This window comes from Nostoc sp. (genome assembly GCF_036917435.1).
GTDB lineage: Bacteria > Cyanobacteriota > Cyanobacteriia > Cyanobacteriales > Nostocaceae > Nostoc.
The window spans coordinates 65,095-77,295 of sequence record NZ_JBALDM010000018.1 but is presented as its reverse complement, the minus strand read 5'-3'; the positions used below and the strand labels follow the sequence as shown (position 1 = coordinate 77,295).

11 protein-coding genes are annotated in these 12,201 nt (G+C 40.0%); 8 read left to right on the top strand and 3 right to left on the bottom strand.

Features of this window, described 5'->3' with window-relative positions; translation table 11 throughout:
• Positions 1-73: 73 nt before the first annotated feature.
• Positions 74-529, top strand: a complete 456-nt coding sequence (locus V7K98_RS07660) for a resolvase (RefSeq protein WP_335020376.1) — start codon at positions 74-76, stop codon at positions 527-529.
• Between the two features lie 27 nt (positions 530-556).
• On the opposite strand, the gene V7K98_RS07655 is transcribed toward V7K98_RS07660, so the two are convergent.
• The gene (locus V7K98_RS07655; protein ID WP_442940403.1) at positions 557-838 is read right to left on the bottom strand and encodes a DUF3146 family protein; all 282 of its coding nucleotides are present in this window, start codon (positions 836-838) and stop codon (positions 557-559) included.
• Positions 839-1,131: 293 nt separating this feature from the next.
• Entirely contained in the window at positions 1,132-1,893 is a 762-nt protein-coding gene (locus V7K98_RS07650; RefSeq protein WP_335020374.1) for a hypothetical protein, read from the bottom strand.
• Between the two features lie 159 nt (positions 1,894-2,052).
• On the opposite strand from V7K98_RS07650, the gene V7K98_RS07645 reads away from it, so the two are divergent.
• Positions 2,053-2,919: an aldo/keto reductase gene (locus tag V7K98_RS07645; protein WP_335020372.1), complete on the top strand. Its 867-nt coding sequence runs from the start codon at positions 2,053-2,055 to the stop codon at positions 2,917-2,919.
• 179 nt (positions 2,920-3,098) lie between these two features.
• Here the strand turns inward: V7K98_RS07645 and V7K98_RS07640 are convergent, their stop codons facing one another.
• Positions 3,099-4,496 (bottom strand): amidase, encoded by a 1,398-nt coding sequence (locus tag V7K98_RS07640; RefSeq protein ID WP_335020370.1) that lies wholly within the window; start codon positions 4,494-4,496, stop codon positions 3,099-3,101.
• 208 nt (positions 4,497-4,704) lie between these two features.
• Between V7K98_RS07640 and V7K98_RS07635 the strand changes: the two genes are divergently transcribed.
• The 6 genes from V7K98_RS07635 to V7K98_RS07610 all read left to right on the top strand — a co-directional run bounded on the left by V7K98_RS07635 (position 4,705) and on the right by V7K98_RS07610 (position 11,981).
• Positions 4,705-6,183, top strand: coding sequence for a hypothetical protein (locus tag V7K98_RS07635; RefSeq protein ID WP_335020368.1), 1,479 nt, complete (start codon positions 4,705-4,707; stop codon positions 6,181-6,183).
• A gap of 172 nt (positions 6,184-6,355) precedes the next feature.
• Positions 6,356-7,306 carry an ABC transporter ATP-binding protein gene (locus V7K98_RS07630; RefSeq protein WP_335020366.1) on the top strand — a complete coding sequence of 317 codons (951 nt, stop codon included), beginning with the start codon at positions 6,356-6,358 and terminating at the stop codon, positions 7,304-7,306.
• 44 nt (positions 7,307-7,350) lie between these two features.
• Positions 7,351-9,117, top strand: a complete 1,767-nt coding sequence (locus V7K98_RS07625) for an ABC transporter permease subunit (RefSeq protein ID WP_335020364.1) — start codon at positions 7,351-7,353, stop codon at positions 9,115-9,117.
• Between the two features lie 204 nt (positions 9,118-9,321).
• A complete protein-coding gene (locus V7K98_RS07620; protein ID WP_335020362.1) occupies positions 9,322-9,804 on the top strand; it encodes a pentapeptide repeat-containing protein in 483 nt (160 codons plus the stop codon).
• Positions 9,805-9,963: 159 nt separating this feature from the next.
• A complete protein-coding gene (purT, locus tag V7K98_RS07615) occupies positions 9,964-11,127 on the top strand; it encodes a formate-dependent phosphoribosylglycinamide formyltransferase (protein WP_335020360.1) in 1,164 nt (387 codons plus the stop codon).
• Between the two features lie 107 nt (positions 11,128-11,234).
• Positions 11,235-11,981, top strand: a complete 747-nt coding sequence (locus V7K98_RS07610; RefSeq protein ID WP_335020358.1) for a Uma2 family endonuclease — start codon at positions 11,235-11,237, stop codon at positions 11,979-11,981.
• Positions 11,982-12,201: the final 220 nt, after the last annotated feature.

Here is a 12,201-nt window from a genome sequence, read left to right as displayed (position 1 = left end):
AACAGCAGCTAAAATGCTCACTGTTGTTGTATTTCTTAATTTTGAATTTTGAGTTTTGAATTTTTAATTTCTTATGACTTCCCGTGAATTTTCACCAACACAACCAGTCATATTAGGGTTTGATCCAGGTCGGGATAAGTGTGGTTTAGCGGTGATGGGACTGGATCGGCAATTGTATTATCATCAGGTGGCATTAGCAAAAGAGGCGATCGCTGCCATTGAAACACTGCGTCAAAAGTTTCCGATTTCCTTGATGGTCATGGGCGACCAAACTACAGCCAAGCAGTGGAGACAGACATTATATCAGGAATTGACAGAACCCCTGAGTATTATTTTAGTCGATGAGCGCTATACAACCTTAGAAGCCCGCGATCGCTATTGGCAAATGTTCCCACCCAAAGGGCTAACAAAGCTATTGCCACAAGGTCTGCGACAGCCTCCAAGACCGATAGATGACATTGTTGCCATCCTCTTAATCGAAAGATACTTAAACCGCCTCACTGAATCAGCAGTGAGGAGTTATGAATGAGAAGTTAGAATTCCTAACTCATAACTCCTAGAGTTCCGCCCGAATAGTAAAAGCATAATCTCCTCCAGGCTCTAGCTGATAATCTTGTTGCTCCAAAAATCGACCGAGGGGTTCTTTGATTAAGGCGCGGCCTTGGGAAGGCTTGACGGCAAGTTCTCCCCGGCGAAAATGCCACTGGAAATGCCACTCAAACTCACCTGCACTCACTTCACCCTCAAGGAAGCCCTGTTGCCAAGATTGGCGGGTGATTCTGACATGGGCAATAGTTTCTGGCAATCGTCTTTTAGGACTCACAATGCTTTTTGTCAAGTGTAGAATAACAGCCACTGATACTAGGCTTCTTAATTTATTTATCAAACATAGCTTAAATAGACAAACTGACAAAGTGAGTATTTTTAGTTGAGCAAGAATGATACTAATGGAAAGCGCTGGATGTAAAATTTTAGTTAAAAGTGACTCAAACTTCCTTAATCTAGGCGTTTTGTGTCTGTATTGAAAATCTTAAATCATTTGTGATAGACAATATCGCAGCTTCTTAGACAAGTCAGCGATCTATGACTTTAGTCTATAAGCGCAGTAGTAAGTAGTGCAGATAGTTTTGGTTAAAATTTTAGGAATAAGAGTATCCTAGAAACTACATATCTAATGCTTTTTTCATCAGTGTATTGTGGATTAATTGGGATTTCTTTAAAGGATTTCAGCACAATTACAGCCCGATAAAGCTTAGAGTTTTTAAATTGCTTTTCTTGGATATCAAAACGTAGAATATTTTCTAATGGATGTTCAATAACTTGATTAATACGCAGACTTTTACGTTCGATAAAGACCTTATTGATACTCTTGTAGAAGGTGCAGGTAGTTCCGGGTGATGTGGCAAAAAAAGCAGCGATCGCCATGAAAATTAATATAGATAAACTTAAGAAAAATAGATAATTTCGCTGATTTTGTCGTACTAATAGGGAAGTTTGCCCAGAGTTGATAAAATCGTTTATTTTCAAGGTAACTTCCCCATTCTCTTGATAGCTAACATGGGATAAAAGAGCAAAGTCTCCAAATGGAGTCAAAATCATAACTTGATAAGTTTTTCCCCCTTTGCTACCAGTCTTTGTAAGAATGTATGCTTCTTGGGGATCAAACATTTTGAGCTTCTCCATGCTTCCCAGTAAAGTGAACCGCCTCAATTCACAATTGATTTGGGTTGGCGAAAGGCGATCGCAATTGAGACTTACTGAAGCAGACTCAAAAAATAAGCAGTAAATCAAAAAGCTTAAACAGACAGTAAAAATGCACCACCCACCGAACCAATAACTGAGTGGCCGATGCTTTAGCTGCAATCGTGTACGAGTTTCCTCTACAATTTTCATCAGTGCTTGTATAGAATACTTAACCTCTGAGTAGAGTATTCCCTTGAAAATGCATTCAGCGATCGCCAAGTGTAAGTACTAGGGAGGATTTATGATAAATTGCTAAAAAAGCTTTGGCTAGCTGGTAGATAATTAGGGCAGAAAGCTATAGCTAGAAGCATGGAAACTAAACAACTAGGAAAAACTGGTGTCTTTGTGAGTGCGATCGGTTTGGGTGGTATGCCCATGTCAATCTCTAATCGCCCTCCCGAATCGCAATCAATCGAAGTTATTCATCGGGCTTTAGATTTGGGTATTACATTTATTGACACTGCCGACTCTTACTGCAAAGATGAGTCAGAAAAACACCACAACGAGCGACTAATTCACAAGGCGCTTACTAGTTACAAAGGCGATGTTAGCCAAATAATTGTCGCAACTAAGGGCGGTTTGATGCGCCCCAATGGAAACTGGACAAGCAACGGCAACCCAGAACATTTACGCGAAACAATTCGAGTCAGTTTTGAGGCGTTGGGTGGTGCTAAACCCATCGATGTTTGGCAATACCATTCTCCTGATAGTAATTACACCATTGAAGATTCTCTTGCGCCAGTGAAAGAAGCTGTAGAGGCAGGTTTGATTCGGTTTGTAGGAGTTTCTAACTTTTCCGTTGAACAAATTAAGCGGGCGCGGGATGTAGTAGATATCGTCTCAGTGCAGAATCAATACAGCCCTTGGCAACGACAGCCAGAAAATGACGGCGTATTGAAGTATTGCGAACAGCAAGAATTGACATTTTTGCCTTGGAGTCCCTTTGGTGGTAGACATCGCCATCAGAATTTGCAAGATATTCCTGCGATCGCTAACTTAGCTAAAGAAAAAGGTGTGTCACTATATAATATTGTTCTAGCGTGGTTGCGTTCCAAGTCGCCCGCTATTTTGCCAATTCCTGGTGCTAGCAAGGTTTCCAGCATCGAAGACTCAGTACAAGCTATCAATGTGAAACTATCTGATGAAGAAGTGGAAAAAATTGATCTGGCAACTTAATTATTCCAGTAGCTAATGTCGATTTTGTGAAACTTGTAAAAGATTTACGCATTAAATCCCCTAAATTTATAAGGTATGGGGTTAGATCCCCGACTTCTCTAAGAAGTCGGGGATCTAATTGTTCACAAATGATTTAGGATTGCTATATTCTGCTAGAAGCGATGCCTGCATGATTAGCCCTATATTGCAAAGGCTGGACGATGCCCAATCCAAGGGTTAGCTGCTTCTAATTGTGCTGCTAGGCTGATGAGTGTAGCTTCAGCCGCAGGTTTACCGATTAGCTGCACACTGATGGGTAAGCCTTTACTATCAAAGCCTACAGGAATTGCGATCGCAGGTTGTCCAGTTGCATTTGCAGGTGGACAAGGGGCAACCCACTCAATAATATTTTGGAATGTCTCTTCTGGACTCAGCGAAGCCCATTCCCCAACGCGGATAGGTGAATGCAGATAAACTGGTAATACCAGCACATCCACGGTATCGAAAAACGCCACAATCTGCCGTGCCACAATCTGCATTTGGGAAACTGCTTTCAGATAGTCAGCCACAGAACCTGTACGTGCAAATAGCCAGCGATTCATTGGTTGCAAGGCTTCAAGCGGAAGTCCTGCCGCAGCTACTCCAGCTTGCCAAACAATTTGAAATGGTTCAACTAAACCGCTAAAATCTGGGGATTTCTGTTCAACGTGATGGCCGAGTTGTTCTAATAACTGAACTGTTTTACGGACACCTTGCTGACAGTTGGCATCAGCTTCTCCCAAAGGAGAAATGTTAGTATCAAAGGCAATTCGCAAAGCACCCAATTTTGTCTGAGTGGCAGCAAGAAATGATGGTTCAGGATCAGGCAACCAGTAAGGATCGCCTGTGACATAGCCAGATATAGCATCCAAAAGGGCGGCAGCATCAGCGACAGTGCGGGTGATGGGGCCGTTGACGGCAATTCCAGCGAGGCGTTCGCCTACGGGTGCTTTACTCACTCTACCCCTGGATGGTTTGATTCCTACCAAACCACAACAAGCCGCAGGCCCCCGAATTGAGCCACCGCCATCAGAACCTTGAGCGATCGCACACAATCCTGCTGCTACCGCCGCCGCCGCGCCACCACTGGAACCACCAGGGGTATATTCTAAATTCCACGGATTTCTTGCTGCGGGAAAACCCGTAGGTTCACTGTATGGAAATGAACCTAATTCGGAAGTGGCTGTTTTACCGAGAATAGTAAACCCAGCTTGCTTAATCCTGGTTACAACCCCATCATCATAGTTAGGGATATTGTTAAGTAATGCTGGATTACCATAAGTACAGGTAACATCAGCTACAGCATTGAGGTCTTTAATGGAAATTGGCACACCAAAAAATGGCGGTAGTTCTGAGGTAGTTGTCAATAATTCTGTTTTGGCTTTAGCATCTGCGATCGCTAATTCTGCCGTCACTGTAAAATAACTTCCTAATTGCGGATTCAACTGTTCAATCCGTTCTAAATATATTTCCACCACCTCTAGCGGTGAGACTTCCCGGCGACGAATTAATTCCGCCAACTCTAGTGCAGGGGTAAATGCTAAATCAACTTCATTCATAAGTTAGTGAATGGGTAATTTTATCTTTCTCTGGGATTTTTAAACTTAAGTTGTTACTTTAGCAGGATTTACGGGAATTATACATTTTATAGCTCCTAAGATTTGTCACTCAACTAGGATGCTCAGATACAACAGATGTGGTTATGTTCTTACTTAAGCCATTTTAATTGTTTCGCATAAACTTTCGACAAATCCCCAAAGGGTATTTATGGCTAACCTAGAAATACTTCTTAGTGAATTGCCAGTATTAGTTCAGAGCCTCAAACTGACTATTGGCGATTCTAATAAAATCATAGAGCAAATTATCCCAATCAATAATGCTCAGGAGCAACTACGGAATATTAAAAAATTAATTGCTCATGAGTTGAGATTTGATAGCATCAATAATTCTGCGATCGCTACACTTCCTCGAATAGATATTGTAGCTAATATTGGATTGGTAAATCCAGCGATCGCAGAAAAATTTGGATATTCAAAAACTAAAATATCATTAACTGATTTACAATCAAAAATTGATGACTGGATTGAATGGGGTTATTTTTTGCAAGCAATAGCTACTGATATTCTCAGTGACGAGCGTTTAGTCAATCAACTAAATTCTGATATTAATCATCTTAGCTTATCCGCTCAATATCAGGTAATTACTGAAATTTTAAAAATTAACTTAGCCTTTGAAAACTCTAATATTTTAGGAAATCAAATTCAAAAAATTAGTATTTGTCAACAGGAGTTACTAGAATTAGAGCAAAAGTTAAATTGCATTTTTGATACTATTAAAAATAGTCGAAGTTTTTTAAATATTTTATTAGGGGTGTCTGCTTTCTGTGGTAAATCTTGTTTTACCTTGGAGTGGTTAGACGATGACCAAGAATTAATTATATCAAGTGATGGTAAATTTCAAGAATTAACGGATATTCTTAATGATTGTGATTATTTTCAAGAACAAATTGCTTGTTTGATTATTCAGTGTGACACTTTAAGGGAACAGGCAGAACAAGCCCTAAAAAAGATTGAAGAAGAAAGTAGAAATAAACCAATTATTAGGCAGCATGTAGAGAAATCACCAAAGTTTTTGACACGAAAAATAATACGTCCAGCTTTGATTATAGCGACAACTTTATTAATTTTAGGTTTTAGTGGTTGGAAACTTAAAGAGCAAAGCCCAAAATTGCAGCAGATGAGTCTAAGTTTAACTCAAGAAGGAAGTGCGTTCGTCCCAGATGTTGGCGCAGCGATCGCTAACTTTAAATCTGCTCAAAAACTCGGTATGCAGGCTGCCTCTCTAGTTCAAAAACCACCGCACACTCTAAAAACCTGGCAACAAGCAGAAACTAAATGGTATCAGGCAATAATATTGTTAGATAGCATTCCCGATGAAACATCAGTTTCTGATCAAGCAAAGAAGAAATTGGTTTACTATCAAATTAACTATAAATCTATCACTCAAAGAGTCTTAATTGAAAAGAAAGCCTTAGCAAACTTAGAATCAGCCCAAAAGCTAGCAATAGAAGCTAATTTATTTGTAAAAGATTCACCTTATTCACTACTAACTCGACAACAAGCACAAGACAAATGGGGGCAAGCAATCAATTTATTAGAAGCTATTCCAGAAAGTACATCTGTCTCTGTACAAGCTAAAGAGATGCTTACTATTTATAAAAGTAATTATGCGGTTATTAGTCAGTAGTGCGGGCATCTTGCCCGCGTCGCATATAGAAATTAATTAAGGTGTGTATGCCTTTCCTACTTTTTTATGTAGCGAATTTCCTTAGAGTCAGTTTCAATTTCTGAAACCAGCCTGACAAAAGCTACAGAAAGAGGTTACGTTAAGTGTTAATCATAAACCGCACCCCGCAGCGATGGTAAAAGAATTAGCAATTTGCACCCGTGGACTAACTAAGCAATTTGACAGGCATGTTGCTGTCAATGATGTTGATTTAGAAATTCAGGCGGGGGAAGTATATGGACTGATTGGGCCAAATGGCGCGGGTAAAACAACTCTCATCCGAATGTTAGCAACTGCCGAGGAACCAACGACGGGTGAGATTTATATTAATGGCGATCGCTTACTCCGTGACAAGAGTAATCCCAAACTCAAGGGTCGTCTAGGCTACTTACCCGATGACTACCCATTATATGAGGATCTTACAGTCTGGGATTACCTAGATTATTTTGCGCGTCTCTATCGCTTGCGAGAACCGCGCCGTACTCAACGTTTACACGAAGTTTTAGAACTAATCCAACTGGGAAATAAACGCAATAGCCAGATTTCTACTCTGTCGCGGGGGATGAAACAGCGCTTAAGTTTAGCGCGAACTATTATCCACGAACCGATTTTACTACTACTAGATGAGCCTGTTTCTGGGCTTGACCCCATCGCCAGGATGCACTTTCGTGAAATCATCAAGGCTTTGCAAGAAGCTGGGATGACTGTAATCATTTCCTCCCATGTTCTCAGCGATTTAGCAGAACTGTGTACATCTGTGGGAATTATGGAACTTGGCTTTTTGGTAGAAAGTACCTCATTACAACACCTTTATCAACGTCTTGCCCACCAGCAAATTGTGATATCAACTTTGGGGAACCTAGAGGCACTTTTAAGGGAACTGAAACATCATCATTTAGTAGAAGAGTGGGAGGTAATGTCAGGAAAAAACAGCGTGCGGGTGAATTTTTCCGGTAAAGAAGAAGATAGTGCTGAGTTATTGCGATCGCTGATCAAAGCAGGGATTCCCCTGACTGATTTTCACTGCACTCAAGAGGACTTAGAAACTATATTCTTAAAATTAGGTCACAAACAAGCATCTTAATTCGTCAATAAATATCACTCCCCATTTTTAGAGAATTTTTTCTTATGATGCCCAATTTAATAGACAAAATCGGCGATTGGAATCCGCAACTATTGCGGGAACTCAAAGGACGGCTGAAATTTTTTAATATTGCGATCGCAGTTGCAACATCCTTACTACTGCAACTGGTAGTCTTTTTATATCAGTTCCGCGAGTTTCCTGATGATAAATACTCGCTAACCAACACATACTGTCGTTTGAGTCAACCATATCAACAGCGACACAATCAGGCTTTACAGCAATCAGATCAATCTAGAATTGCTGAGTACAATAATTCAATCTTAAATAATATTTGTCCGCAAAACGAAATCGATTGGCAGTTGTGGTGGCGAGATCACTGGGAATATATATTTCTGACGCTTAGTGTGATTTTTGTATTCACACTATTAGTTGCAGGAACTTATTTAATAATCAATGATTTAGCTAAAGAAGAAACTCGCGGTACGCTGAATTTTATCCGTCTTAGTCCCCAATCAGAAACAAGTATATTGACTGGCAAGTTGCTAGGAGTTCCGAGTTTAATTTTTCTCGTAATCTTAGTTTCACTTCCTTTACATTTATGGGCTGGTTCTTCTGCCCAAATCGCTTTTACTTACATTTTTAGTTACTACGCTATTCTTGCTGCAAGCTGTATTTTCTTCTACAGTACTGCACTACTCTTTGGTCTAGTTAGTAGTAAGTTTAGCGGTTTTCAGCCTTGGATAGGTAGTGGCGCAGTTTTCATTTTTTTAATAATACCAATCTTGATGGCACCGGCTTCTAGCTACAATTCAAACAATTCAGTTGTTTGGTTCACGCTGTTTAACCCTGTAGATACAACAAATTATCTCTTTCCTAACTTTTTTCATATAACTAATGGTTCTCCCCTGAAAAATTTGGACTTTTTCTATTTACCAATAGGTAGAAGTTTTCTGAGTATTATTGGCTTCCATTTATTGAATTTTGGATTGTGTAGTTACGGGATTTTACAAGCTCTGAAACGTTCCTTCCGTAATCCTCAAACCTCAATGATCAACAAGGGACAAAGTTATTTATTTACAGCTTTTTCCCAAATGATGATGTGGGGATTTATCTTGCAACATTGGGAACAAATTACCAATGTTGATGAACAAATTGAGCAAAGTTTAACCTTGGTGGGAGTATACAACTTTATATCGCTTTTTAGTTTTATTGCGATTCTTTCCCCTCACCGTCAAGCTGTACAAGATTGGGCAAGATATCGACATCAGGAATTTTCTAGTCGCAAGAGTGTTTGGCAGGATCTAATATGGGCTGAAAAAAGCCCTGCAATCGTGGCGATCGCTATTAATCTGGCAATTGTTAGTATCCCTTGGCTAGTCTGGATTTCACTCACATCTGTTATTGATACAGACTATAACCCAAATTGGGCGCATGACAATTTAGACAGGTTGAAAATACTTTCATCTGTAGCTTTGTCTATCAGCATAATCATGATTTACGCTACCATTGCCCAATTAATACTTTTGCTGAAAACTCGCAAACGTTCTTTCTGGGCAATAGGTACTATAGGTGTGGTAACGTTCCTACCACCGGTAATTCTAGAATTTCTCGGCATTTCATCGTGGAAATATCCTACTGTATGGCTGTTTTCAACTTTTCCTTGGGCAGCGCTCCAGCACTCTGGGGCGGCGACAATTTTTATGGCATTTCTAGCTCAGTTGAGTGTTTTAGCGTTGTTAAATTTTCAGTTGACAAAGCAGGTGAGATTAGCAGGTGAATCTGCTACGAAAGCACTATTAGCAGGACGCTAGACTAGGTAAGTAGTTATCATTAGAACCCCAATTTCTCAAGGAAATTGGGGTTCTTGCATTAATAAAGTTAAACTTTTAATTAGCATACAGCAGATTGCAACTTGGTGAGGTACAGATCATCGTAGGGGCACAACATGTTGTGCCCCTACCCGTGTACTTCATTTACCTGCAATACGCTGTAAATATCATGATAATCTAATAATCGTGCTAAATCTGCCATCTCAAGACCTACGCGATACAGCCATCCAGTTTTTAGAACAAAGTCCCCCACAACGTCTACAAATTCTTAAGCAACTGGGCATCGCTCGTTATGATTTTTTAACTATGATCCGCCTAAATGAAGCAAATATTATTTGTATTATGCGGTTTTTTAAATATCCAAGTCAGCTAAAATTTCCGAATCTAATAGGAGCAGATTTATCTGGTTTAATTTTAGATGGAGTAAACTTTATCCGAGGAGATTTGTCTGGATCAAATCTGCAAGGTAGCAGTTTAGTCAATGCAGATCTCTTATTTGCAAATTTGACGAAAGCCGATTTGAGAAATGCAGATTTAAGAGGTGCAACTTTAAATGAAACTATTTGGTTGGAGACTCTTGTAGATAAGTGTCACCTTGGTGTAGGTACTGGTTTAACTCAGCCACAACTTCAAGATTTACAACTGCGTGGAGCGATATTTAACTCTTGAGAAGACGGTAATTAAAACACAAAAAATCATACACCAAATTGCAACTTGGTGAGATACAGATCATCGTAGGGGCATAACATGTTGTGCCCCTACCCGTGTACTTCATTTACCCACAATACGCTGTAAGATTATTGGATTGTCATTAACCTGGATAAGCTAATGAGTATTAAGTTGCCTCAAAAATTGATGCTGCTGGGTTCAGGAGAACTAGGTAAGGAATTTGCGATCGCGGCTCAACGTCTTGGTAATTATGTAATTGCCGTTGATCGCTACGCTAATGCTCCAGCAATGCAAGTTGCTGATGCTTATGAAGTAATTTCTATGCTCAGTGCTGATGATTTAGAAGCTGTAGTGACAAAATATCAGCCAGATGTAATTATACCAGAAATTGAAGCAATTAGAACAGAAAAACTTTTGGAATTTGAGCAGCGAGGGATTACAGTTATACCAACTGCGGCTGCTACTAACTATACAATGAACCGCGACAGAATTCGGGAACTGGCGCATCAAAAATTGGGCATCAGAACGGCTACTTATGGTTATGCAGCAACACTAGAAGAATTGATTACAGTTTCTGATGAAATTGGGTTTAGTAATGTTGTTAAACCTGTGATGTCATCTTCCGGGAAAGGTCAGTCTGTAGTGCAGGATAAGAGTGAAGTTGAGAAGGCTTGGAATTATGCGATCGCTAATTCTAGAGGAGACAGCCAAAAGGTCATTGTCGAAGAATTTATTGATTTTGAAATAGAGATAACTTTATTGACAATTAAACAGTGGGATGCACCAACGATTTTCTGTTCTCCTATTGGTCATCGCCAAGAACGAGGCGATTATCAAGAATCATGGCAACCTGCACTAATTTCTGAAGATCAGATATTAGAATCTCAAGAAATAGCCATAAAAGTCACTGATGCTTTAGGAGGAGCCGGAATTTTTGGTGTTGAGTTTTTCATTACCAAAGATGAAGTCATTTTTTCCGAACTTTCTCCCAGACCTCACGATACAGGAATGGTGACATTAATATCACAAAATCTCAATGAATTTGAACTACATTTAAGAGCAATTTTAGGCTTACCAATTCCCCATATAGAACAGCTAGGAGCATCAGCTAGCGCAGTAATTTTAGCTTCAAACAAATCTGATTCTATTAGTTTTAGTGGTGTAGCAGATGCTTTGTCAGAAAAAGATGTAGATATTAGATTATTTGGTAAACCTAATGCTCATCCATATCGGCGAATGGGCGTAGCTTTAGCAAAGGGTGTAAATGTCCAAGAGGCTAGGGAAAAAGCGACTAAAGCAGCTAATAAAATCACAATTTTCTAATCATAGCCAAGGAGTACCTACAAAGTTGTGGGGAAAATGCGATCGCCCTTCTCCTCCTCCCACTGCTAAACTAAAAAACAACCCTTACATCCTGCAAAGGTAGTCTTATGACCTCTGCAACTGACCCATCCACCGCCCTGACTCCTTTCCCAGACCATACGCAGTTACCAGAGTCTAATGGCACATTTGTAAGCCAGTCGCTTGCGGGGGTTCCCCCCTTTGTGCGAACTGGCGCGAAAAATTGGCAAGAGCATCCCCAAAGCATTTTACTCACTGACTCAATTACACCTGTCCTCAAACAATTACACCCTGATGGTCAATATTGTATCGGTCAGGACTTAGGTATTTACTGGCGCTTGACAGACCCTTTAGAAAAAGGCGCAGAAGCACCAGATTGGTTTTATGTAGGAAATGTACCGCCCTTGCTCGATGGACAAACCCGGAGGTCTTATGTACTGTGGCGAGAATTTATTGCCCCTTCGATTGCTTTAGAATTTGTCTCTGGGGATGGTAGAGAAGAACGAGATAAAACCCCTTTTCAAGGCAAATTTTGGATTTACGAGCAAGTAATTCATCCGGCTTATTATGGCATTTATGAAGCGAATAAAGCCAGTGTAGAAGTTTATGAATTAATTGGTGGACAATATCAGTTATTAACAGCAAATGAGCGCGGACATTATACTATTGCCCCTTTGGGAGTTGAGTTAGGTTTGTGGCAAGGAGAATATGAAAACGTGCAATTACCCTGGTTGCGTTGGTGGGATTTGCAGGGTAATTTGTTGTTGACTGGTGACGAAAGAGCCGATCGCTTGACTGCACAATTGCGATCGCTCGGCGTGGAACCAGAGGTTTAAGTATTTGGTTTAAGGGTGCGATCGCGCCAATTTTCGATTTGTTTGGGGAAGGTAAATAAGTAATAGACTAGGTACGTAGAGACGCGAAATTTCGCGTCTCTATAATTTGTCAGAGATAGTAGAATTGAAGTACACCAGTTAAAAAGCCCCATTTGCTGATGTAGTTACATCAAGCATCACTAATAACTGAGTCAACAAATAAATGTTAATACTAAGGAAT